Raw genomic sequence first — 21,498 nt, 5'->3', positions numbered from 1 at the left:
ATGGACCGAAAGATTCTTCCCGTGCTTGTGGGCGCCCTGGTGGTGTCCCTGAGCCTGACCGCCCCTGCGTGGGCCCATGGTGGTGAAGACCACGCCCACGACACCCCGGCGACAGCGCAGGCCACCGTGCCGAACGGCGTGGCCGCCCGCGAGCCGGCCCGGCGGCAACCGGATGGCAGCGTCTTCGTGCCCAAGCCGGTGCAACGGCAGTGGTCACTGCGCACGCAGGCCGTGCAGCCTGGCCCGCTGGCAGGCACCGTCACCTTGCATGGCCGTGTCGTGCCGGATGCGGCCGCCGGCGGGCGGGTGCAGGCCGTACAGGGCGGCACGATCGAGCCGGCCGGCAAGGGCTTTCCGGCGCCCGGACAGCGCGTGCGCCGCGGTGAGTTGCTGGCATGGCTGGTGCCCACAGCCACCGCACTGGAACGTGGTGATCGGCAGGGCGCGCGTGCCGAGTTGGCCGCGCAGGTGGCGCTCGCCGAGCGCCGCGCGGCCCGCCTGGCACAGCTGGACGGCTCCGTGCCGGCCAAGGACATCGAGGCCGCCGGCATCGAGGCGCAGGCGGCCCGCCAGCGTCTGCGCGCCATTGAAGCCAGCCTGGATGCACGGCTGCCTTTGCGTGCTCCGGTCGACGGCATCATCGGTGCCGTCTCTGTCGTGGCAGGCGAGGTCGTCGATGCCCAGGCGCTGCTGTTCGAGGTGCTCGATCCCGCACGCCTGGTGGTCGAGGCGCCGGCTTATGACCTGAGCCTGGCGGGCCAGATCGCGTCTGCCGAAGGCGAGGCGGGTGGGCGGGCCATCGCCCTGGTCGCGCTGCCCACCGGGCGGCAGCTGCAGGGTCAGGCGGTGCCCATGCGCTTCAGGGTGACGGATGCCGGACAGCCGCTGTCGGTGGGCCAGCCCGTGCGCGTGATGGTGCGCCGCCAGGCCGCGGGCGAGGGGGTGGCCCTGCCGGCCTCGGCCCTGACGCGCGACAGCGCCGGCCGCACCATCGTGTGGGTGCACACCGAGCCCGAGCGCTTCGTGCCGCGCCCGGTTCAGCACGAGCCGCTCGGTGCCCGCGACGTGGCGATCCGCCAGGGGCTGGCTGCCGGCGACCGCATCGTCACCCAGGGCGCGAGCCTGCTGTCCCAGGTGCGCTGAGGAGTCCGCATGTTCGATTTCCTCATCCACCTGAGCCTGCGCCAGCGGCTGGTCGTCGCCGGCATGGCGCTGCTGCTGATCGTCTACGGGACCTTCAGCGTGCAGCGCATGCCGGTCGATGTGTTTCCCGACCTGAACAAGCCCACCGTGACGCTGATGACCGAGGCCGGCGGCATGGCGCCCGAAGAGGTCGAGCAACTGGTGACCTTCCCGATCGAGGCCAGCATGAACGGCATGCCGGGCGTGACCCGCGTGCGCTCCACGTCGGGCGTGGGCCTGTCGGTGGTCTACGTCGAGTTCGACTGGGGCACCGACATCCTGCGCAACCGCCAGTTGGTCAACGAACGGCTCAACCTCGTGCGCGAGAACCTGCCGCCCGGCGTGCTGCCCCAACTCGGGCCCATCTCGTCCATCATGGGCGAGGTGCTGCTGCTGGCGCTGCCCGCCGATCCGGGCCAGGTCAGCCCGATGGTCGTGCGTGATTACGCCGACACGGTGGTGCGCCCGCGCCTGCTGACACTGCCCGGTGTGGCGCAGGTCATCACGATCGGCGGGCAGGTGCGGCAGTTCCGTGTCGAGATCGACCCCGTGCAGTTGCAGGCGCTGGGCGTCGAGCGCGACGAGGTCGAGCGCGCGCTGCAGGATTTCGGCAGCAACACCAGTGGCGGCTTTCTGGAGGCACAAGGCCGCGAATGGCTGATCCGCCAGCTCGGGCGCACCACCGATATCAACCACCTGCGCAAGCTTGTGGTGGCGGTGCGCAATGGCCAGCCGGTGCTGCTGCAGCAGGTGGCGCGGGTGCTGGAGGCGCCCGCCGTGCGCCGCGGTGATGGTGGCTACAACGGCCGTCCGGCGGTCATCATGTCGGTGCAGAAGCAGCCCACGGCCGACAGCGTGAAGCTCACCCGCGAGGTCGAGCGCGCCATGGAGGAGCTGGCACGCAGCCGCCCCGCCGGCATCGATGCCCCAGCCTTCCTGTTCCGTCAGGCCGATTTCATCGAGCGGTCCATCGGCAACGTGGTCGAGGCCCTGCGGGATGGCGCCATCATGGTCGGCATCGTGCTGTTCGCCTTCCTGCTGAACATGCGCACCACGCTGATCTCGCTGACGGCCATTCCGCTCTCGCTGCTGACCACGGCCGTGGTGTTCCGCTGGTTCGACCTGTCGATCAACACGATGACGCTGGGTGGCCTGGCCATCGCGATCGGCGAGCTGGTCGACGACGCCGTGGTGGACGTGGAGAACGTGCTGCGGCGGCTGAAGGAGAACCGCGCGCTGGCCGAGCCACGACCCATCATGGAGGTGGTGGCCGATGCCTCCCGCGAGGTGCGATCGGGCGTCGTGTACGCGACCCTGATCGTGGTGCTCGTCTTCATCCCCCTGTTCGCGTTGCCGGGCATCGAAGGGAGGCTGTTCACGCCGCTGGGCGTGGCCTACATCGTGTCCATCCTGGCCAGCATGCTGGTGGCCACCACCGTCACGCCGGTGCTGTGCTACTGGCTGCTGCCGCGGCTCAAGCGGCTGGACCATGGCGACAGCCCGCTGGTGCGGCGCCTCAAGGTCTGGGACACGCGCCTGTTGGGTTGGTCGTTCCGGCACGCGAGGGCGCTGCTCGGCGTGGCCGTGGCGGCGGTGGCGCTCGCGGCGCTGGCGGCAACGCAGTTTCCGCGCAGCTTTCTGCCGCCGTTCAACGAGGGCACGCTGACGGTCAACGTGCTGCTCAACCCCGGCACCTCACTCGAGGAGTCGGCCCGCATTGCGGCGCTGGCCGAACAGATGGCCAGGCAGGTGCCGGAGGTGCACAAGGTGGGCCGTCGCACTGGCCGGGCCGAGCTCGACGAGCATGCCGAGGGCGTGCACTACACCGAGATGGACGTCGACCTGAGGCCGTCCGATCGCCCGCGCGAGGCCGTCATCGAAGACCTGCGCGCGCGGCTGGCGGTGCTGCCGGCGTCGGTGAGCATCGGTCAGCCGATCTCGCATCGGCTGGATCACCTGCTGTCGGGTGTACGGGCGCAGATCGCGCTCAAGGTCTATGGCGATGACCTCGATACCCTGCGTGCCACGGCCGAGCAACTGCGAGCCCGGCTGGCCGCGGTGCCGGGTGTGGCCGACCTCCAGATCGAGAAGCAGGTGCTGATCCCGCAGCTCAAGATCCGGCTGGACTACGACGCGGTGGCGCAGTACGGGGTGGCGCCCGGTGCGGTGCTGCGCAGCTTGCAGCAGCTCATCGAAGGCGAGCGCATCACTCAGGTGATCGATGGCCCGCGCCGCATCGACCTGGTGGTGCGGCTGTCGGATGCGGCGCGTGAGCCGGAGGCCCTGCGCCAGTTGCTGGTGCCCACGCCGCGCGGGCCGGTGCCGCTGTCCCGGCTGGCGTCGGTGGAAGAGGGCGACGGCCCCAACCAGATCGGCCGCGAGAACGGGCGCCGTCGCATCGTGCTGTCGGCCAACGCCGAAGGGCGCGCGCTGTCGGATGTGGTGGCCGACATCCGCCGCACCGTGGCCGACACCGCGCTGCCCACGGGCTACTTCACGGCGCTCGAGGGGCAGTTCCAGGCGCAGGAACAGGCGGCGCGGCTCATCGCCTTGCTGGCCTCGGTGTCGCTGACGCTCGTGTTCATCGTGCTGTACGGGCGCTATCGCTCCACGGTGCTGGCACTCATCATCATGGGGAACATCCCGCTGGCGCTGGTGGGCAGCGTCATCGCGCTGGCCGTGGCGGGGCAGCCGCTGTCGGTGGCCGCGCTTGTGGGCTTCGTGACCCTGGCCGGCATCGCGACCCGCAACGGCATCCTCAAGATCAGCCACTACATCAACCTGTGCGCATACGAAGGCGAGCGCTTCGGGGATGCGATGGTGGTGCGCGGTTCGCTCGAACGCCTCACGCCGGTGCTCATGACCGCACTGGTGGCCGCCTTTGCGCTGGTGCCGCTGCTGCTGGCGGCCGATGCCCCGGGCAAGGAGGTGCTGCACCCGGTGGCGGTGGTCATCTTCGGCGGACTCATCAGCTCGACCCTGCTCGACACCCTGTTGACCCCGGTGATGTACCGCCGCTGGGGTGAGGCGGCCACGCGCCGTCTGGTGGAAGTCCGCACGGGCGAACGTTTCTGACTTCCTGAACCTGAGAGAGAAAGGACCATGACCATGACTTCACTGATTCGTTCGTGCCTGCTGGCCGCCTCGATGCTGCTGGCGGCCCAAGCCGCTTTGGCCCATGACGATGCCACGCTGGATCGCATGAAGGCGCCGCATGGCGGCCAGCTGCGTGCGGCCGGTTCATTGCACTACGAACTGGTGCTGGCGCCGATGGACGCCAGGGGTGCCGCGCTGCCGGTCGCCGTCTACCTGACCGACCATGGCGGCAACGCCGTGCCGAGCGCGGGCGCCTCGGGCACCGTGACGCTGCTGGCACAGGGCAGGAAGACGCAGGTGAAGCTCGTGCCGGCGGGCGACAACCTGCTCAAGGGCGAGGGGGCCTACCAGCCGGGGGCCACACTGAAGGCGATCGTGTCGGTGACCCCGAAGGGCTTGCCTGCCGCCCAGGCCCGCTTCACACCGTATGCCGCGCCGGCGGCACAGCACGTGCATGACCACGGCCACGACCATGCCGGGCACGGCGCCCACGGCACGCACAAGCACTGAGCGTTACCGCTCCGGCAGGGCGTGCCCCGAGAAGAACCGCAGCATCTCGGTGCTGGCATCCGGGCCGCCCGCATCGGTGTACGACCCCCGCGCACTGCCGCCGGACCACGCGTGCCCAGCGCCGTGCACGACCCAGTGCTCGGCCAGCGGGCGGCCTGCGGCATCCGCGTGCAGCCGCCGCGTGTACGCGCGGCCGTTGGGGCTGCGCACGCATTCCTCCGAGGTGCACGCGGCCTCGTCGTTGGCAGCGGGCTGGGTGCAGGCGGCCACAATGTGCTCCCCATTGACCGGGTGCACGGTCTTGTCCCGGTCGCCGTGGAAGACGATGGTGGGCGTGCGCCGGCCGGCGGCCCGGGGCGCGCGCTTCTTTTTCGGTGCAAGGCCTTGGGCGAAGGTCTCCAGACCCGGCAGGTCCGCCAGGCCATGCGACAACGGGCCGTTCGCCGCATCGCCCTTCATGGCGGCGAGCGCCGAAGGCAGGTCGTCGGCTGCGCCCGCCGCCAGACCGGAATGCACGCCGACGGCCGCATACAGATCGGGGTAGGCCTCACCCAGAATGGCGGCCATCGCGCCGCCGGCAGACAGGCCGGCCACATAGACCCGGCGCGGATCGATGGCGTGTCGGGCCATCACATCGTGCGTCATGCCGGCCAGCAAGGCCGGCTCGCCCTTGCCGCGTTGCTGGTGATTGTGCTTGAACCAGTTCCAGCAGCGCTGGGGATTCGCGCTCTGGGCCTGCGCGGGATACAGCACGTAGAAGCCCTGCGCGCGCGCGGCCTCGTCCATCGCCGTGCCGGCCGCGAAGTCGTCGGGGTCCTGCGTGCAGCCATGCAGCATCACCACCAGCGGCCGCGGCGCCGCGGTGTCTCCGGGCGGCACATACAGTCGCCAGTCGCGTTGGCCGGTTGAGCCGGCGTAGGTGCCGCGAAGCACCTCCCCCTCGGCAGGCACCGCGGGTGCGGCCTCTGGTGGGCGTGCCGGGCTGCGCGAAGCGGCCGTTGCCGTGGCCACCGGCTTGGCAGACGCCGGTACTTCGCGCGCCTGGACGTCGATCACAGCGTCGTTGGCCGATGCGTCGTGCGCGGCGCGTTGGCCAGGCGCGCGAAAGGCCGCGGCGCCGAGGGCCTCCTGGATGGCCGCCGTGGCGCGTTGCAGATCGCCCCGGCTGGTGAGGCGGGCCGCCTGGCCCATCAGTTTCTGAAACAAGGGATTCATGAGGTGCTTTCGCAGGAAGGAGGGGAGGACACTTCAGCGCATGCGGCTGGACAGCGCCTGCTTGACCGGGGCGCTGGCCTGCAGCGCACCCAGAACGGTCACAGAGTCGATCGCCGCGAGGGCGAGTTCGGGCGTCACATCGGGGGCGATCACAGCCAGGCCCAGCACGCGGATCTCGAGCTTTTCGCCAGCGGCCTGCACGGCCTGCAGTTGCGCCACGCCGAAGTGATGGATGCCGAGCACGAGCGTTCGCCTGGCCACCGCCTGCCTGACCACCTCGGCGTGTACCGCCAGCTGGTTGCGGATCGCCGTGCGAATCAGGTCGGTCCGGTTGGCATAGAAGCCTTCCTGAACGAGCAGATCGATCTGGCCAAGATCCACCAGGCCGACATTGATGGTGATCTTCTCGTCGGAAGGGCGAGAGGCTGCGGCGGAAGGGGTGAGGGCAGGCACGGGCTCATGTTGATGCCATCCACTTGGATGGCGAAATCGCGAGGTCGTAACCTCCTGACCGTCATGGTCATCACCGTGAGCGGTGACTCGCGCTACCTTGTGCCCAGCCCATCCTCCCCAAGCGCGCTTTGCTCATGCACCTGGCTGGCATCGATTTCTCGGCGGCCGCGCCCGACGTGGCGTACGCCCTCATCGGCACCACGCTGAGGATCGACGGCGTGGGCGGCCTGATCATCGAAACCGAGGCCTACGAGGCGGACGATCCCGCGTCTCACAGCTTCAACGGCCCCACCTTGCGCAACGCGGCCATGTTCGGCGAGCCCGGGCGGGCTTACGTGTACCGCACCTATGGCCTCCACTGGTGTCTGAACTTCGTGTGCGGTCCGGCCGGCCACGGTGCGGCCGTCCTCATCCGGGCGATCCTGCCCGAGCGGGGGGTGGACACCATGCGCGATCGCCGTGGGCTGCAGGAAGCCCATCTGCTGTGTGCCGGCCCCGGGCGCCTGTGCCAGGCCCTCGCGGTGCATGGCGGCATGAACGGGCTGCCGCTGGACGCGCCGCCGTTCGAGCTGCTCATGGCGGACCAACTCCATCCCATCGGCAGCGGCGCCCGCATCGGCATCTCGAAGGCGGTGGCCGTGCCCTGGCGGTTCGGCCTCGCGGGCTCGAGTTACCTGAGTCGACCCCTACGCTGACGATGCGAGGGTGAGGTCCTCGTGGTGCCCGCTACGCCGCCTGATCTTCAAGGATGGTGCACGAGATGGTGGACCGAAGGAGGATCGAACTCCCGACCTCCGCATTGCGAACGCGGCGCTCTCCCAGCTGAGCTATCGGCCCGTGCTGCAAAGTCTAGCAAAAACCTCAGGGGTCGCCATCAGGCGCCGCCCGACTGCTGGCGTGCCTGCAGTTCTTTGAACAGGGCCGACTGGTCCAGCTCGGCCAGCCCATGGTCCACCCCCTGCTGGTACAGCGTGGCCAGCAGGCGGGTGATCGGTCCTTCGAAACCCAGCCGGGCACCCGCGTGCAGCGCGTTGTTGAGGTCCTTGAGCTGGATCGCCATCGACCCGCGCTTGGCGAAGTCGCCCTCCACCATGCGCTGGCCATGCACCTCCAGAATGCGGCTGTCGGCGAAGCCCCCGCGCATGGCTTCTCTCACCTTGGCCGGATCGGCGCCCCCGCGTTCCGCTAGCAGCAGCGCTTCGGCCACGGCGCCGATGGTGATGCCCACGATCATCTGGTTCGCCAGCTTGGCCAACTGGCCGGACCCGGCCGGCCCCACGTGCACCGGCCGGCCCATGGCCTCCAGCACGGGCCGGGCGCGTGCGAAGGCCGCCTCATCGCCACCGGCCATGATCGCCAGCGTGCCGGCCTCGGCGCCCAGCGTGCCACCTGACACGGGCGCATCAAGCGCGGCCGCGCCCGCCACCACCAGGCGTGAGGCATGGGCCTGCGCCTGCTCGGGCAGGATCGAGCTCATGTCGATCACCAGGGCGCCGGCGCGCAGGCCGTGCACGGCCGCATCGGGCCCGTCGAACAGCACGCTCTGCACCACCCCGCCATGCTCCAGCATCGTGATCACGATGTCGGCCCGGGCCGCGGCTTCGGCCGGCGTGTCGGCGACCTGCGCGCCCGCCTCGACCAGTGCGTCGGCCTTGAGGCGCGTGCGGTTCCAGACGGTCAGGGGATATCCCGCGGCAAGCAGACGGCGGGCCATGGGCGCGCCCATGAGGCCGCACCCCAGCAGGCAGATGTGGGTGTTCATAGAAGACAAAGGCCAAAGCCACGATTCTGACCCAGCCCCTGGTCGCCCCAAGGGCTTGAGCACGGTTGTAATCTGCGGACACCCCCGTCCTGCGGAGTGTGAAAAATACCGCGAGGGAGGGGTAAAGTCGCCTTTCATCCCATGTTTGAAGGGCGGCGTCGCGGGTCCTTTTCGGCGAACATTCGCCCGGACCCCCCGTCCATGGCGTGCCGCCTGGCGCCCGTTCATTCCAATAACGACTTCTCCCCTGCAACACACCATGGCCGATTCCCCAGCAACCGGAGAGAGGACCGGTGGCGACCTCGTCGACGCCCTGTTCCAGGCCCTGGACCAGATGGGTCATGGGGCGCTGATCAAGGACCCGACCTCGGGCCGCTACGAGCGGGCCAACGAAGCGGCCGCGCGGCTGCTGCTCCAGCCCGGTCAGCAATGGGTGGGGGCCGCAGACGCCGAGTTGTTCGATGCGGGGCAGGCCGTGGCCTTGCGGGCCGCCGATCAACAGGCCGTGGCCCAGACCGCAGGCGTACGGGCCGAGCACCGGCTGGAGTTGGGCGGTGAGCGCCGCGACTTCGTGGCCTGGCGGCAGATTGCCTCCACCCCGCAGGGGCCCCGCCTGCTGTCCGTGTGGCAAGACCTGACCGAGCAGCGCCGCAAGGACGCGCAACTGCAGACCGCGCTGGCCCAGCTCGAAGAGCAGCAGAAGGCCAATGACGCCCTGCGCCGCGATGTGCAGGACAACCAGGTGCGCGACTCCGTCTCGGGCCTGTATCACCGCGCCCACTTCGAAGAGCAGCTGCGCCGCGAGGCCGACCTGTCAAGCCGCGAGCAACGCGAGTTCGCGCTGGTGGCCGTGGCCATCGACAACCTCGAAGAGATCCTGCGCCTGCATGGGGCAGAAGCCTGCGAGCGCGTGGTCGAGTCCCTCGGCCGGCTGCTGCGCGCCGGCACCCGTGCAATGGATTCGCCGTGCCGACTGGGCGGGGACCGTTTCATCGTGCTGCTGTCGGGCGTCGGGCTCGCCACGGCACATTCCCGCATGGAACAGTTGCGGCGCCAGTGTGCGCAGCACATCGTGGCCTACAACGGCCAGCAGATTCCCTTCACCGTGTCGCTGGGCATCTCGAGCTTCCCGCACACCGCCGGCGTGGTCGACGAACTGATGCGCAGCGCTGACCGCGCGCTGTCCAGCGCACGCGAGAAGGGTGGCAATCGCATCGCGCTGGCGAGCATCCAGTTCGTGCCGGTCACCTGAGCCGCCGGGCGGTCGTGTGCGGCACCGCACCGCGCCTAAGAAAACGGCCAGTTCACCGAGAGGTGACTGGCCGTTGTGATGTAAGGGTCCGTCGCAGACTGGTTGCCGCATTCCTGAACCCAGGGGGATTCAGGTGGGCGAGGTCAGCAGCACTTCGGGTTCATCTGACGCGAGACGATCACACCTGCGCTGCAATGTTCCAAGCCCTGGCTCCAAGAGCATCGGTTCAAGGAAATAAAAGCAACCACGAACGCGACGAACGATTTCATTCTAAGCGTTGCCGCCGCATGCGCCCGTGCAAAAGCACCACGGCACGGGGTTTCATCGCACGATGCTTGACAGCCCGTTTCAGATGAGGTGACCGTCGTTGTCGAGCGCGTGGTCGAGGCGCTGAATCAGGTTGTCGATGTACTCGGGGGGAGGCAACCCCGCGGCCTGAGGCGCCGCGCCCTCGCCAGAAGCCGGCGCGACCGCGGGGGCAGCGGGCCGGTCGGTCAGCACATAGGCAAGGTTCAGCGCCGCCAGCACGGCGATGCGCTCGCGGGCCTTGAGCTTGCCGCTGTCGCGGATGGCGCACATCTCGCGGTCGACCTGGGTCACGGCCTGTCGCAGGCGTTCTTCGCCGCCGTCCGGGCAGCCGAGCAGATAGCTCTGCCCCATGATCGAGACTTCAATCTGCTTCATGCGTTCAGGCCTCGGACGAGGAGGAGGGCGTGTGGGATTCTGCCGCGTCGGTCGGTGCCTGCGGCAGGCGGTCGATCAGGGCGTCGATGCGGGCGCGGGCGGCCGACAGGCGGGCACGCAGCGAGTCGCGCTCTTGAAGCGTGACAGCCAGTTGCTGCTCGAGCAGCGCGTTGGTGCGACGCAGTTCCTCGTGGCGCAGCAGAAGGCGCTCGATGCGTTCCGTGAGTTCGTCGATTCTGGACATGGCGGGAGCCCGCGGGTGGGTGGTGGCCCGGTGCACAGGCCCAGCAGGCATTGTAGGGGGCTTACCTTACAATCGGCCGCGTTGGTGCTCGTGCCGGGGTTCTCTCCGGCGCAGTTAAACGGGAAGCAGGAAGGCTCAGACATCTCCGATGTCGGCCCGACCTGCGCTGCCCCCGCAACGGTCGGCGATCGGGTTCGTCAGGCAACTGCCGCGAACCCCGCTTGTGTTCTCTGCCACTGGGCGCTTGCCTGGGAAGGCCGCACAGGTCGCATCGCCCAGCCCGGATACCGGCCAACAGGGGGACAGCCGTGCACCGCGTGTGCGGCTGGCCATTCCGCCCGGGGCCTGCGGGGACGCTGGCTGGGGCTTCTGTCCTGTTGATCTTTTCATGTCTTTCCTGAACTCGGTGCCGCGTGCACCCGGGGTGCGCTCGGCTTTGGCTGTGGCGTGTGGTTTTGTCCTCGTTGCGCCGTTCGGGGTGCGGGCGGCCGACGCCGACCATGTCGAGCAGGTGGTGGTCACCGCCACGCGCAGCCCGACCCGCATCAGCAACCTGTCCGCCGATGTGACGGTGATCGAGCGCGACCAGATCGCCGCTTCGGCAGGCCGTAGCCTGGCCGACCTCCTGTCGGGCAGCCCGGGGATCCAGTCGGCATCCAACGGGGGGCTGGGGAAGAACAGCAGCGTGTTCATCCGCGGCGGAGATGCCAAGCAGTCCATCGTGCTGATCGATGGCGTCCGCTACGGATCGGCGACCACGGGCGCTCCCTCCATCGACAACATTCCGCTTGACCAGATCGAACGGATCGAGATTGTGCGCGGTGCGCTGGCATCGCTGTATGGCGCGGATGCGGCCTCGGGTGTGGTGCAGATCTTCACGCGCAGGGAAGCCGCCGGCAAGCCGCTTGTCACAGGCAGCGCCACGCTGGGCTCGGACCGCTATCACGGTCTTTCTGTCGGCGTATCGGGCGGTGCCGACCAGCTGACTTACAGCGTGCGGGCGCAGACAGTCGGCACAGCGGGGTTCAGCGCGACCAATCCTCGCGTCGGTGCCAGTTCGTACAACGCGGACCGTGATGGCTTCCGGCAGCAGTCCCTGAGCGCCAACCTCGGCCTCGGATTGAGCAAGGGGTGGCGTATCGAGGGCAATCTCCTGCGCTCCGATGGGGTGAGCCGGTACGACGACGGTGTGGCCGCGTCCGGGGTTTCAAAGGACACCCGAGCCGAGCTGACCACGCAGGTGGCGGGCATCAAACTGCTGGGTCAGCTGGCGCCGGGGTGGAAGTCCAGCGTGCAGGCCAGCCACACGCTGGACGTCTCTGACACAACCGTCGCGAACAAGAGCAGCTATCTCGGGCGCATCGCCACGGCGCAGCAGCAACTGATCTGGGAAAACCAGATCGGCACGCCGCTGGGAACCGCGCTGGTCGCCGTGGAGAGTCTGCGACAGTCCATCGAGAACTCCACGAAGCAGTTTCCAGTGACGCAGCGGCGGATCGATGGTCTGGTGCTCGGGCTTTCGGGTCACCGGGGGGCGCACGACTGGCAACTGAGTGCGCGGCGCGATCGCAACTCGCAGTTCGGTACGCAGGACACCGGGTCAATCGGGTATGGCGCTCACCTGGGTGAGGCCTGGCGCCTTGGCGGGGCCGTAGGCACCAGCTTTGTGGCGCCATCGTTCAACCAGCTTTACTGGCCCGGTTACGGCACGCCAGATCTGCAGCCCCAACGCGGGCTGAACAAGGAGCTCAGCCTGGCGTGGGAGGCCGGAGAGCACGCTGCCCGGCTGACGCGCTACGACAACCGCATCCGGGACTTCATCCTGATCAGCCCGACCTCGGCCAGCAACATCAAGCGGGTAAGCTTGAGCGGCTGGACGCTGTCTTACCAGACCGCCACGCAGACCGGGATCGGTCAGCTGTACGGTGTGGGCAGCCTCGACTGGCTGGATGCGCACAATGAGGCCGACGGGAGCAAGCTGGTGAGGCGAGCCGACCGTTTCGGCACCATCCGGGTGGGCCTTGATCGCAGTGTAGTGAAGTACGAGGTGTCCCTCAAAGGCAGCGACGGTGCGGTTGACACCAATGCGAGCTTTGTGCGGGATCACTTGCCGGGTTACGCGCTCTGGGGCGCTTCCGTGGCATGGCGAGTCCATCCGGATTGGAAGTTGAGCCTGCGTGCCGACAACCTCGGCGATCGGACCTACGAGAAGGTCTGGGGCTACAACCAGGCCGGTGCGCAGGTGTTCCTGACGCTGGCCTACACGCCCGGATCCCGCTGACAGCCCGCCATTTTCACGAGAGGTTGCTCATGTCATCTCATCACCTCGTTGTGGGTGGACAGCGCAGCGGCAAGTCGCGCCATGCCGAGCGGCTGGCGCACCGCTGGCTGGCGGCCGACCCGGCCCACCGTGTCACGGTGGTGGCCACGGCAGAAGCCTGGGATGACGAGATGCGGGAACGCATCGCGCGGCATCGCCTTGAGCGGCCAGCAGGCTTCGACACCGTGGAGGCGCCGCGTGCCTTGTGCAAGGCGCTGCAAGACGAGGCGAAGCCAGGCCGACTCATGGTTGTGGACTGTCTGACGCTGTGGCTCACCAACTGGTTGATGCCGGCGTCCGGGGCGCCCGATCTCGACGCGTGGCGCGCCGAGTGTGACGCCCTGCAGGCCCTGTTGCCTCAGCTCGCGTCGCCCGTGGTGTTCGTGTCCAATGAAGTGGGATGGGGCATCGTTCCCTTGTCTCGCGAGGTGCGGGACTTCGTCGACGAACTCGGCAGGCTGAACCAGGCGGTGGCACGCTGCTGCAGTGACGTCACCCTGATGGTCGCGGGACAGCCGTGGACGCGGCCCGTGATCGAGGAAACGTGATGGCGGCGTGGCGCGTTCGTGGTGGGAGGGAGTCACAGGCTCAACGCATGAGCTTTGTCGCCACGATGCTGCTTGCTGTCGCGTGCGTGGGGTCGCTGGCGCGCGCGGCCGACTTCACGCTGGTGGACGACCGCGGTGCGCGCACGGTGTGGTCAGCGCCCCCGCAGCGCATCGTGAGCCTGTTGCCCTCGCTGACGGAAACTGTGTGCGAGCTCGGGCAGTGCGCCCGGCTGGTGGGCACGGACCGCTATTCCAATCACCCTGCCTCGGTGAAGTCCCTGCCCAAGGCCGGAGGGCTGGACGACGCCAACCTCGAGCAGATCGTGGCCTTGCGGCCGGATGTGGTGTTGCTGGCGCTGTCGGCCCGCGTGACGGACCGCCTGGAGGCGCTCGGCATCCGGGTGGTGGCGCTGGAGCCGCGCACCCACGACGACGTGCGCCGTGTGGCGGGCAAGCTCGCGCAGTTGCTGGGGCAACCTGCAGCCGGAGAGCGCTTGTGGGCCCGCCTTGAAGGGGAGATCGATCAGGCGGCCAGCACGGTGCCGGCCGGCTGGCGCGGGCAGCGCGTGTACTACGAGGTGGACAGCGCGCCCTATGCGGCGGGCACCGCCTCCTTCATCGGCCACACGCTGGCGCGCCTGGGGCTGAAGAACATCGTGCCCGAATCGCTGGGCCCGTTCCCGAAGCTCAACCCGGAGTTCGTGGTGCGCGGTGATCCGCTGCTCATCATGGTCTCGGCCCGCAATGCGGCGGCCTTGCCCGCGCGGCCTGGCTGGTCGCGCATCCAGGCGGTGCAGCACGGTCGGATCTGCACGTTCTCAGCGGAGCAGGGCGATGTGCTGTCGCGGCCAGGCCCACGCATGGGCGAGGCGGCGCGCATCATGGCGGCCTGCCTGCAACGCATGACGCCGCCTGTCGGGAGCGCGCGGTGAGTGCGTGGCGCTGGGGCGGGATGCTGGTGGGGCTGACGGTGGCGCTGTTGGGTGTGAGCCTGATGGCGGGCAGCACCGGGTGGTCCGTGCCGTTCGGCGCGGAGGATGACGCGCTCGTCCGTCAGATCCTGTGGGACATCCGCGCGCCACGCGGCGTGGGGGCGTGGCTGGCCGGTGCGCTGTTGGGGCTGGCAGGTGCGGTGGCGCAGGGCCTTTTTCGCAACCCGCTGGCCGATCCCTACCTGTTGGGCAGCTCATCCGGGGCGGCCCTGGGTGTGGCGGCCTGCCTGGCCGCGCTGGGCGTGGGGCCCGCGGCCACGGGCTGGGCCGTGCGACTCGGGTTGACGGGGGCGGCGTTTGCGGGCTCGGTGCTGGCCGTGCTGCTGACCCTCACTTTGGCGCGAGGCGTGCAGCACACGCTGCGCCTGCTGCTGGCGGGCGTGGTCGTCGGGGTGGTGCTCGGCGCGTGCAGCGCGCTCACCATGCTGCTGGTGCCGGACATCATGCGCGCCATGCAGGCCTTCATGCTGGGCACCACGGGCTTTCTGGGCTGGTCGGCCGTGCAGGTGATGGCGCCGGTGTGCGCGCTGACCCTGTGTGTGGCCTGGGGCGGCGCGCGTGCGCTTGACGCCCTGAGCCTGGGCGATGCCACAGCGCGCAGCCTCGGCGTGCGCATGGGGGCGGTGCGGGTGTGGCTGGTGGGCGCGATGGCACTGGCCACCGGCACGGCAGTGGCACAGGCGGGCCTCATTTCGTTCGTGGGGCTGGTGGCGCCGCACCTGGTGCGGGGGCGGGTGCCAGGTACCCAGGGCGCGGTGTTGATGCTGTCTGCGCTGGCAGGTGGTCTGCTGCTGCTTGCAGCCGATACCGTGGCACGACTGGTGATCGCGCCTCAGGAGCTGCCCGTGGGGGTGTTGACCGCGGTGCTGGGCGGCATCTACCTGCTGTGGCGCATGCATCGCATGGAGGCGTCCGCGTGACCCCGGTGCTGCAGGCCCGCCTTGAACGCGTGCAACTGGGGCGTGTGCCGGTGTTGCACGAGGTCGATGTGGCCCTGCACGCCGGCCGCTGGATCGCGGTGGTGGGCCCTAATGGCGCGGGCAAGTCGACGCTGCTGCGAGCCCTGGCCGGGCTGGTGCCTGTGACGGGCGAGGTCATGCTGCATGGCCGCCCGCTGTCGGCCTGGCCTGCTGCCGAGCGTGCACGCAGGCTGGCGTGGCTCGGACAGGCGGAGTCGGGTGGGGAAGACCTGCGCGCGCAGGACGTGGTGATGCTGGGGCGCCTGCCATATCAGGCATGGCTGGCTGCACCCGACGCCGCCGACCACCTCGCGGTGCAGGCCGCCATGCAGCAGACGCAGTGCTGGGCCTGGCGCGCACGGCGCATGGGCGAGTTGTCGGGTGGTGAGCGGCAACGGGTGCTGCTGGCCCGGGCGCTGGCCGTGCGTGCGCCGGTGCTGTTGATGGACGAGCCCCTGGCCCACCTGGACCCGCCACACCAGGCCGACTGGCTGGACACTGTGCAGGCACTGCGCGGGCAGGGCGTGACCGTGGTGAGCGTGCTGCATGAACTCAACATGGCGCTGCAGGCCGACGAGTTGATCGTGATGGCCGATGGCCGCGTGCGGCACCATGGCGCGGCTTGCAGCCCGGATGCGCAGCAGTCGCTGTGCGCAGTGTTCGATCAGCGTGTGCGGCTGGTGCAGGTGGACGGCCACTGGGTGGCGCTGCCCGTCAGTGGGCGGCATCAAGGATCATGACGTGAGCGCCCTCACTTCCGTTCAGTGCCCCGCACTCCTCATCAGCGCCCCGGCTTCCGGCCAGGGGAAGACGACGGCCACGGCCGCCCTCGCGCGCTGGCATGTGCAGCAGGGTCGGCGTGTGCGCGTGTTCAAGACCGGCCCGGATTTTCTGGACCCGATGATCCTGTCGCGCGCCTGCGGCCTGCCTGTGCAGCAGCTCGATCTGTGGATGGGTGGCGAAGCCCATTGCCGGCAGCTGCTGTGGGAGGCGGCCCAGGATGCGGACGTCATCCTGGTGGAAGGGGTCATGGGCCTGCATGATGGCACCCCGTCGTCCGCGGACCTCGCGACGCAGCTGGGCCTGCCCGTGCTGGCGGTGATCGACGCGGGTGCCATGGCGCAGACCTTCGGTGCGCTGGCCCTCGGCCTGGCCGCCTACCGCCCCGCTTTGCAAATGGCAGGGGTGCTGGCCAACCGCGTGGCCAGTGCAGGCCATGCGCAGATGCTGCGCGAAAGCCTGCCCGCGGGCATGACATGGTTTGGCGGGCTGCCCCGTGATGAGGCCATTGGGTTGCCATCACGCCACCTGGGCCTGATGCAGGCCGACGAAGTGGCCGACCTGGATGCGCGCCTCGACCGCGCGGCGCAGGCGCTGAGTGCGCTCCATCCCGCGATGCCCGCGCCGGTGACCTTTAGATCGCCACCCGAGGTGCCACCCGAGGCCCGCCTGCCAGACGACCGGCCCTTGAGCGGTGTGCGCATCGGCGTGGCGCAGGACGAAGCCTTTGCCTTCCTGTATCCGGCCAACCTCGCCGTGCTGCGCGCGCTGGGCGCCCATGTGGTGATGTTCTCGCCGTTGCACGACGAGACACCGCCCGCCGTGGACGCCCTCTACCTGCCGGGCGGGTATCCCGAACTGCACCTGAGCCGCCTGGCTGGTCACCACGCCATGCGCGAGGCCGTGCGCCACCACCATGCCGAGGGCCGGCCCATTGTGGCGGAATGCGGTGGCATGCTGGCGCTGCTCGACGCCCTGTGCGATGCCGAGGGGCAGCGCGCGCCGATGTGGGGCCTGTTGCGGGGCGAAGGGGCCATGCAGGCCCGCCTCGTGAACCTCGGGCTGCATGCGCTGGCCCTGCCGGAGGGTACCGTGCGCGGACATACCTTTCACCACGCGGCGGTTTCGGGCGACGAACCGGTTGTGTTGCACACCACCGCGCAGCGGCACCATGGTCGGCCCGAGCCGGTGTACCGGAACGGGCGCCTGTTTGCGTCCTTTCTTCACCTCTACTTCCCCTCGAACCCGGCAGCCGTTGCGGCCCTGTTTCAACCCTGATCCCCGAGGTCCCTCATGCAGATTGAAAACCCCCCGGTCGACCGTCAGGTCGAGAAGCCCGACGGCGACCGCCGCGGCCTGGTCCTCATCCACACCGGCGATGGCAAGGGCAAGAGCACAGCCGCCTTTGGCCTGGCCCTGCGCGCCCACGGCCGTGGCAAGGCCGTCAAGATCTACCAGTTCATGAAGGTGCCCTCGGCGCGCTTTGGCGAGCACCGCGTGTTCGAGCGGCTCGGTGTGCCCATCGAGGGCCTGGGCGACGGCTTCAGCTGGAAGAGCAAGGACCTTGAGCACTCGGCGCAACTCGCCCGCGACGGCTGGGCCCGGGCAGCCGCCACCATCCAGGCTGGCGAGCACTTCTTGGTCGTGCTCGACGAGATCACCTACCCGATCCGCTACGGCTGGCTGGACCTGCAGGCCGTGGTCGATGTGCTGACGAGCCGCCCCTCTCACGTCAACGTCGTGCTGACCGGCCGCGGCGCCCCCCAGGAGTTGGTGGACGTGGCCGACACCGTGACCGAGATGAAGTTGGTCAAGCACCACTACGACGCGGGCGTGCCGGCCCAGCGCGGCATCGAGGACTGAGTTGCAGATGGAGGGCCTTGCCGCTTTGCCAGGCACCGTGACGCTGGCGACCGCCCTCGGCGTGGCGCTGGCCATCGACCGCGCGTGGGGCGAGCCGCCGGCGTGGGCGCACCCGGTGGTCGCCATGGGGCGTTATCTGGGGGCACTGGGCCCGCGCCTGTGTGCCTTGCCGACTGCCACGGCGCGGTTGGGCGGGGCGCTGGCCTGGTGGCTCGGGGCCGTGCTGGTGCTGGCGGTGGCACTGGCACTCGACATCGGCGTGGTGGCGCTGACGGCGGACGACGCGCCGCTTGAACAGGCAGTGCTGCGCGGAGCCCTGCTGGGGGTGCTGCTCAAGCCCTTGCTCGCGTGGCGGATGTTGCGCGACGAGGTGGATGCGGTGGATCACGCCTTGAGCCAGTCACTGGAGGCCGGGCGATCCCGGCTGGGCTGGCTGGTGAGTCGGGACACGGCCCTACTGAGCGAGACCGAGGTCCGTGAAAGTGCGATCGAGTCGCTGGCCGAGAACCTGAACGACTCGGTGGTGGCGCCGCTGTGCTGGTTTCTGGTGGCCGGCCTGCCGGGTGCGGCCCTGTACCGTTTCGCGAACACCGCCGATGCCATGTGGGGCTATCGCGACCACCGGCGCTGGATGGGGCAGTGGGCCGCGCGGGCCGACGATGTGCTGTCGTGGGTGCCGGCGCGCCTGACGGCGCTGATGCTGTACCTGGCTGCGTGGCGCTGGCCGGACTGGCGAGCCTTGCGCGCCGAGGCCGTGCGCACGCCATCGCCCAACGGTGGCTGGCCGATGGGGGCCATGGCGCTGCTGCTCGGCGTGAGGCTCGGCAAGCCGGGTGTCTACACGCTCCACGTCCAGGGGCGCCCGCTTCTGGCGCAGGACACCCCGCAGGCCCTGCGCTGGGCCGGCAGGGCCGTGGTTCTGACCGCGGCACTGCTGACGATGGGATACGGGTTGTACGAGGGATACACGCATGTCTGATGGGACCGTGGAGCACGGCGGGCCGGACGCCGGGCCGGCGATTCACTGGGATTTTTCGACCAACGCCAATCCGCTGCCGCTGCCGGATGCGCTGGTGCTGGCATTGCAGACGGCGGACCGGCGCCGCTACCCGGATCCGGCGTATGCCGCGCTGCGGGCCCACCTTGCTGCGCAATGGATGTGCGAGCGTGATGAGGTCCACATCACGGCAGGCAGCTCGGAAGCCATTCGCCGGCTCACGCTGGCGGCTTCGCTTCAGGGCGTGCGTCGGGTGTGGGTGCCCGAGCCGGGCTATGGCGACTACCGCGCCGCGGCCGAAGCCCTGGGCATGACAGTGTGGGGCTGGCGTGACGAGGGAGCGCTGTTCGAGGCAGCGCAGCGGGCGGCCCAGCTGGGCGAGCCGGCGCTGTGCTGGCTGTGTGATCCGAACAACCCGACCGGGGCCAGTCTGGCGGCCGAAACGGTGCACGCCCTGGTGGCCGCGCTCGATGCGGGCGCGCCCCTCATCGTGGCGCTGGACCGGGCCTACACACCGCTGCGCCTGCGGGGGGAAGACCCGGTCGTCACGCGCTGCGCATCGCGTTTCTGGCAGCTGTGGTCGCCCAACAAGGCACTCGGCGTGACGGGCGTGCGCGCCGGGGCGATGCAGGCGCCCGGGCTGCCGGCCGGCCTCGCCACGTCCTCATGGCAGGCGGGGGTGGTCCAGTCGGTGGCCGTGCTGGCGCCGAGCTGGGTGCTGTCGGCCGAGGGCGTGGCCCTGCTGCATGCCTGGCACACCGAGCCGGTGCAGAGCTGGCTGGCCGATGCCCGCCTGACGCTGGCCGAATGGGCGGCGATGCAGAAGGCCATGCTGATCGAGCGGGGCTGGCATTGCGCGCCGTCCGACACGCCGTTCTTTCTCGCCACGCCGCCGTGGTTGCATCACCGCGCCACCGAAGAGGCGGGGCAGGACTGGTCTGCGCAGCTGAATACAGGGCTGCGCGCACGCGGCATCCGGCTGCGCGATGCCACCGGCTTCGGCCTGCCCGGCGTGTTCCGGCTCAGCGTCCAGGCGCCCGTGGCGCAGCGGGTGCTGCGCGATGCGCTGGCCAGCTGGCGCCCGACCCAGCCCGACAGCCATCGCGGCGTGGACAAGGACCGACCGGCATGACTGCCAGGACCGTGATGGTGCTGGGCACCACCAGTGGCGCCGGCAAGAGCTGGCTGGCGACCGCGCTGTGCCGCTGGTATGCCCGCCAGGGGCTGAAGGTGGCACCCTTCAAGGCGCAGAACATGAGCAACAACGCGCGCGTGGTGCCCGGCCTGCGGGGCGCCCCGGGCGAGATCGGCAGCGCGCAGTACTTCCAGGCGTTGGCCGCCCGCACCGTGCCGGATGTGCGCATGAACCCGGTGTTGCTCAAACCCGAGCATGACACCGGCAGCCAGGTCATCGTGATGGGCGAGGTGCGCGACGACCTGCGTGCCATCCCGTGGCGCGAGCGCAGCGAGGCCCTGTGGCCGCACGCCCGGCAGGCGCTCGATGCGCTGCGTGCGTCCCACGACGTGGTGGTGATCGAAGGCGCGGGCTCGCCGGCCGAGATCAACCTGCACAGCAGCGATTACGTCAACATGCGCACCGCCCGCCATGCCGATGCGGCCTGCCTGCTGGTCACCGACATCGATCGGGGCGGCGCGTTCGCCCACCTGTATGGCACACACCAGCTGCTGCCGGCGGACGAGCGCGCGCTGATCCGGGGCTTCGTGCTCAACCGCTTCCGCGGGGATGCGTCGCTGCTCGCGCCGGGCCCCGAGCAACTGCAGGCCCTCACAGGCGTGCCGACCGTGGGTGTGCTGCCCATGTGGCGCGGCCATGGCCTGCCCGAAGAGGATGGCGTGTTCGATGATGCGCCCTCAGGCGCCGGCGTGCCGGGCGTGCAACGCGTGGCCGTGGTGGCCTATCCGCGGCTCAGCAACCTCGACGAGTTCCAGCCCCTGCGCGGCGCCCCCGGCGTGCGCCTCAGCTGGGCGCGGCATCCGCGTGACCTGGACGGCGTCGACTGGGTCATCCTGCCCGGCTCCAAGCACACCCGGGCCGACCTGCGCTGGCTGCGCACACAGGGCCTGGCCGACGCCATCGTGGCCCATGCGCGCGCCGGCCGGCGTGTGCTCGGTATCTGCGGTGGCCTGCAGATGCTCGGGGCGGCCGTGTGCGACCCCGATGGCATCGAGGGCGAGCCCGTGGCCCGCGAGCCCGGCCTGGGCCTGCTGGACCTGGACACCACCTTCGACCACCGCAAGCTGCTCAGCGAGACCCCCGCGCATTTCGTGGCGGATGCGGTCAAGTCCGGGCCGTGGTCGGCGCTGCAAGGCCTCACCGTGCACGGCTACGAGATCCACCATGGCCGCACCCGCCTGACGCAGGCAAGCGGCCCGACCACCGCCGTGCTGCACGACCCACGCGGCCAGGCCCTCGGCTGGCAACAGGGCCCCGTGCTCGGTCTGTACCTGCACGGCCTGTTCGAAGATGCCACCGCAATGCGCGCGCTGTTGGGGCAGGATGCACCGGTGCTCGACCACGTGATGGATGGCCTCGCCGATTTCATCGATCACCACATGGCGCCCGGCGCCTTGCGCCGCCTGCTCGACGCCCGCTGAACCGCGCAGCCCTTCCTTTCTCTTT

20 protein-coding genes, 1 tRNA gene and 1 riboswitch are annotated in these 21,498 nt (G+C 69.8%); of the genes, 15 read left to right on the top strand and 6 right to left on the bottom strand.

Translation table 11 applies throughout. The features are described 5' to 3' along the window. From Q0Z44_RS03050 to Q0Z44_RS03040, 3 genes are read left to right on the top strand one after another with little or no spacing between them, the layout of a single operon-like run. Entirely contained in the window at nucleotides 1-1,143 is a 1,143-nt protein-coding gene (locus tag Q0Z44_RS03050) for an HlyD family efflux transporter periplasmic adaptor subunit (protein WP_298010082.1), read from the top strand. Nucleotides 1,144-1,152: 9 nt separating this feature from the next. Then, on the top strand, nucleotides 1,153-4,257 hold the full coding sequence (locus Q0Z44_RS03045) for an efflux RND transporter permease subunit (protein WP_298010079.1): 3,105 nt from the start codon (nucleotides 1,153-1,155) through the stop codon (nucleotides 4,255-4,257). A 33-nt stretch (nucleotides 4,258-4,290) separates the two neighbouring features. Next, nucleotides 4,291-4,788 carry a hypothetical protein gene (locus Q0Z44_RS03040; protein WP_298010076.1) on the top strand — a complete coding sequence of 166 codons (498 nt, stop codon included), beginning with the start codon at nucleotides 4,291-4,293 and terminating at the stop codon, nucleotides 4,786-4,788. A 3-nt stretch (nucleotides 4,789-4,791) separates the two neighbouring features. On the opposite strand, the gene Q0Z44_RS03035 is transcribed toward Q0Z44_RS03040, so the two are convergent. Further along, on the bottom strand, nucleotides 4,792-6,003 hold the full coding sequence (locus Q0Z44_RS03035; RefSeq protein WP_298010073.1) for a PHB depolymerase family esterase: 1,212 nt from the start codon (nucleotides 6,001-6,003) through the stop codon (nucleotides 4,792-4,794). A 33-nt stretch (nucleotides 6,004-6,036) separates the two neighbouring features. After that, a complete protein-coding gene (locus tag Q0Z44_RS03030; RefSeq protein ID WP_298010070.1) occupies nucleotides 6,037-6,456 on the bottom strand; it encodes a CopG family transcriptional regulator in 420 nt (139 codons plus the stop codon). Nucleotides 6,457-6,590: 134 nt separating this feature from the next. Between Q0Z44_RS03030 and Q0Z44_RS03025 the strand changes: the two genes are divergently transcribed. Further along, the gene (locus tag Q0Z44_RS03025; protein WP_298010067.1) at nucleotides 6,591-7,151 is read left to right on the top strand and encodes a DNA-3-methyladenine glycosylase; all 561 of its coding nucleotides are present in this window, start codon (nucleotides 6,591-6,593) and stop codon (nucleotides 7,149-7,151) included. Nucleotides 7,152-7,217: 66 nt separating this feature from the next. Here the strand turns inward: Q0Z44_RS03025 and Q0Z44_RS03020 are convergent. Then, a tRNA-Ala gene (locus Q0Z44_RS03020) sits at nucleotides 7,218-7,293 on the bottom strand. A 37-nt stretch (nucleotides 7,294-7,330) separates the two neighbouring features. Then, nucleotides 7,331-8,218 (bottom strand): NAD(P)-dependent oxidoreductase, encoded by an 888-nt coding sequence (locus tag Q0Z44_RS03015; protein ID WP_298010063.1) that lies wholly within the window; start codon nucleotides 8,216-8,218, stop codon nucleotides 7,331-7,333. A 259-nt stretch (nucleotides 8,219-8,477) separates the two neighbouring features. Between Q0Z44_RS03015 and Q0Z44_RS03010 the strand changes: the two genes are divergently transcribed. Continuing rightward, the gene (locus tag Q0Z44_RS03010; RefSeq protein ID WP_298010060.1) at nucleotides 8,478-9,470 is read left to right on the top strand and encodes a sensor domain-containing diguanylate cyclase; all 993 of its coding nucleotides are present in this window, start codon (nucleotides 8,478-8,480) and stop codon (nucleotides 9,468-9,470) included. Between the two features lie 348 nt (nucleotides 9,471-9,818). On the opposite strand, the gene Q0Z44_RS03005 is transcribed toward Q0Z44_RS03010, so the two are convergent. Together Q0Z44_RS03005 and Q0Z44_RS03000 are read right to left on the bottom strand one after the other, a co-directional pair. Then, a complete protein-coding gene (locus tag Q0Z44_RS03005) occupies nucleotides 9,819-10,154 on the bottom strand; it encodes a cell division protein ZapA (protein ID WP_298010057.1) in 336 nt (111 codons plus the stop codon). 4 nt (nucleotides 10,155-10,158) lie between these two features. After that, a complete protein-coding gene (locus Q0Z44_RS03000; protein ID WP_298010054.1) occupies nucleotides 10,159-10,398 on the bottom strand; it encodes a DUF904 domain-containing protein in 240 nt (79 codons plus the stop codon). Nucleotides 10,399-10,463: 65 nt separating this feature from the next. Then, a riboswitch (cobalamin riboswitch) is annotated at nucleotides 10,464-10,709 on the top strand. Between the two features lie 77 nt (nucleotides 10,710-10,786). Between Q0Z44_RS03000 and Q0Z44_RS02995 the strand changes: the two genes are divergently transcribed. Genes Q0Z44_RS02995 through Q0Z44_RS02950 form a run of 10 tightly spaced genes read left to right on the top strand, consistent with a single transcriptional unit; the run spans nucleotide 10,787 to nucleotide 21,473 of the window. Further along, nucleotides 10,787-12,679: a TonB-dependent receptor gene (locus Q0Z44_RS02995; protein ID WP_298010051.1), complete on the top strand. Its 1,893-nt coding sequence runs from the start codon at nucleotides 10,787-10,789 to the stop codon at nucleotides 12,677-12,679. Nucleotides 12,680-12,708: 29 nt separating this feature from the next. Then, nucleotides 12,709-13,266, top strand: a complete 558-nt coding sequence (cobU, locus tag Q0Z44_RS02990) for a bifunctional adenosylcobinamide kinase/adenosylcobinamide-phosphate guanylyltransferase (RefSeq protein WP_298010049.1) — start codon at nucleotides 12,709-12,711, stop codon at nucleotides 13,264-13,266. A 47-nt stretch (nucleotides 13,267-13,313) separates the two neighbouring features. Beyond that, nucleotides 13,314-14,198: a helical backbone metal receptor gene (locus Q0Z44_RS02985; RefSeq protein WP_298010046.1), complete on the top strand. Its 885-nt coding sequence runs from the start codon at nucleotides 13,314-13,316 to the stop codon at nucleotides 14,196-14,198. A 20-nt stretch (nucleotides 14,199-14,218) separates the two neighbouring features. Continuing rightward, nucleotides 14,219-15,178 carry an iron ABC transporter permease gene (locus Q0Z44_RS02980; RefSeq protein ID WP_298010150.1) on the top strand — a complete coding sequence of 320 codons (960 nt, stop codon included), beginning with the start codon at nucleotides 14,219-14,221 and terminating at the stop codon, nucleotides 15,176-15,178. Further along, on the top strand, nucleotides 15,175-15,957 hold the full coding sequence (locus Q0Z44_RS02975; RefSeq protein WP_298010043.1) for an ABC transporter ATP-binding protein: 783 nt from the start codon (nucleotides 15,175-15,177) through the stop codon (nucleotides 15,955-15,957). Before Q0Z44_RS02980 ends, Q0Z44_RS02975 begins: the two co-directional genes overlap by 4 nt. A gap of 1 nt (nucleotide 15,958) precedes the next feature. Beyond that, entirely contained in the window at nucleotides 15,959-17,275 is a 1,317-nt protein-coding gene (locus tag Q0Z44_RS02970) for a cobyrinate a,c-diamide synthase (RefSeq protein WP_298010040.1), read from the top strand. A gap of 15 nt (nucleotides 17,276-17,290) precedes the next feature. Further along, on the top strand, nucleotides 17,291-17,860 hold the full coding sequence (gene cobO, locus Q0Z44_RS02965) for a cob(I)yrinic acid a,c-diamide adenosyltransferase (RefSeq protein ID WP_298010037.1): 570 nt from the start codon (nucleotides 17,291-17,293) through the stop codon (nucleotides 17,858-17,860). 7 nt (nucleotides 17,861-17,867) lie between these two features. After that, nucleotides 17,868-18,839 carry an adenosylcobinamide-phosphate synthase CbiB gene (gene cbiB, locus Q0Z44_RS02960; RefSeq protein ID WP_298010034.1) on the top strand — a complete coding sequence of 324 codons (972 nt, stop codon included), beginning with the start codon at nucleotides 17,868-17,870 and terminating at the stop codon, nucleotides 18,837-18,839. Then, nucleotides 18,832-19,989, top strand: a complete 1,158-nt coding sequence (locus tag Q0Z44_RS02955; protein WP_298010031.1) for an aminotransferase class I/II-fold pyridoxal phosphate-dependent enzyme — start codon at nucleotides 18,832-18,834, stop codon at nucleotides 19,987-19,989. The genes cbiB and Q0Z44_RS02955 overlap by 8 nt, the downstream gene beginning before the upstream one ends. Further along, nucleotides 19,986-21,473 carry a cobyric acid synthase gene (locus tag Q0Z44_RS02950; protein ID WP_298010029.1) on the top strand — a complete coding sequence of 496 codons (1,488 nt, stop codon included), beginning with the start codon at nucleotides 19,986-19,988 and terminating at the stop codon, nucleotides 21,471-21,473. The genes Q0Z44_RS02955 and Q0Z44_RS02950 overlap by 4 nt, the downstream gene beginning before the upstream one ends. Nucleotides 21,474-21,498 lie beyond the last annotated feature (25 nt).

The sequence above is a fragment of the uncultured Aquabacterium sp. genome (assembly GCF_947366995.1).
Classification (GTDB): domain Bacteria; phylum Pseudomonadota; class Gammaproteobacteria; order Burkholderiales; family Burkholderiaceae_C; genus Aquabacterium.
Note: the sequence above shows the minus strand (reverse complement) of the source record. Positions and strands in the feature narration are given on the sequence as shown.

What these genes read in the sequence shown, in the direction of transcription:
- Q0Z44_RS03050 (WP_298010082.1), top strand. Translation starts at nt 1, where the DNA reads ATGGACCGAAAGATTCTTCCCGTGCTTGTGGGCGCCCTGGTGGTGTCC.
- Q0Z44_RS03035 (WP_298010073.1), bottom strand. Translation starts at nt 6,003, where the DNA reads ATGAATCCCTTGTTTCAGAAACTGATGGGCCAGGCGGCCCGCCTCACC.
- Q0Z44_RS02995 (WP_298010051.1), top strand. Translation starts at nt 10,787, where the DNA reads ATGTCTTTCCTGAACTCGGTGCCGCGTGCACCCGGGGTGCGCTCGGCT.
- Q0Z44_RS03025 (WP_298010067.1), top strand. Translation starts at nt 6,591, where the DNA reads ATGCACCTGGCTGGCATCGATTTCTCGGCGGCCGCGCCCGACGTGGCG.
- Q0Z44_RS03040 (WP_298010076.1), top strand. Translation starts at nt 4,291, where the DNA reads ATGACTTCACTGATTCGTTCGTGCCTGCTGGCCGCCTCGATGCTGCTG.
- Q0Z44_RS02985 (WP_298010046.1), top strand. Translation starts at nt 13,314, where the DNA reads ATGAGCTTTGTCGCCACGATGCTGCTTGCTGTCGCGTGCGTGGGGTCG.
- cbiB (WP_298010034.1), top strand. Translation starts at nt 17,868, where the DNA reads ATGGAGGGCCTTGCCGCTTTGCCAGGCACCGTGACGCTGGCGACCGCC.
- Q0Z44_RS03015 (WP_298010063.1), bottom strand. Translation starts at nt 8,218, where the DNA reads ATGAACACCCACATCTGCCTGCTGGGGTGCGGCCTCATGGGCGCGCCC.
- cobO (WP_298010037.1), top strand. Translation starts at nt 17,291, where the DNA reads ATGCAGATTGAAAACCCCCCGGTCGACCGTCAGGTCGAGAAGCCCGAC.
- Q0Z44_RS03045 (WP_298010079.1), top strand. Translation starts at nt 1,153, where the DNA reads ATGTTCGATTTCCTCATCCACCTGAGCCTGCGCCAGCGGCTGGTCGTC.
- Q0Z44_RS02980 (WP_298010150.1), top strand. Translation starts at nt 14,219, where the DNA reads ATGCTGGTGGGGCTGACGGTGGCGCTGTTGGGTGTGAGCCTGATGGCG.
- Q0Z44_RS03010 (WP_298010060.1), top strand. Translation starts at nt 8,478, where the DNA reads ATGGCCGATTCCCCAGCAACCGGAGAGAGGACCGGTGGCGACCTCGTC.
- Q0Z44_RS03000 (WP_298010054.1), bottom strand. Translation starts at nt 10,398, where the DNA reads ATGTCCAGAATCGACGAACTCACGGAACGCATCGAGCGCCTTCTGCTG.
- Q0Z44_RS03005 (WP_298010057.1), bottom strand. Translation starts at nt 10,154, where the DNA reads ATGAAGCAGATTGAAGTCTCGATCATGGGGCAGAGCTATCTGCTCGGC.
- Q0Z44_RS02950 (WP_298010029.1), top strand. Translation starts at nt 19,986, where the DNA reads ATGACTGCCAGGACCGTGATGGTGCTGGGCACCACCAGTGGCGCCGGC.
- cobU (WP_298010049.1), top strand. Translation starts at nt 12,709, where the DNA reads ATGTCATCTCATCACCTCGTTGTGGGTGGACAGCGCAGCGGCAAGTCG.
- Q0Z44_RS02955 (WP_298010031.1), top strand. Translation starts at nt 18,832, where the DNA reads ATGTCTGATGGGACCGTGGAGCACGGCGGGCCGGACGCCGGGCCGGCG.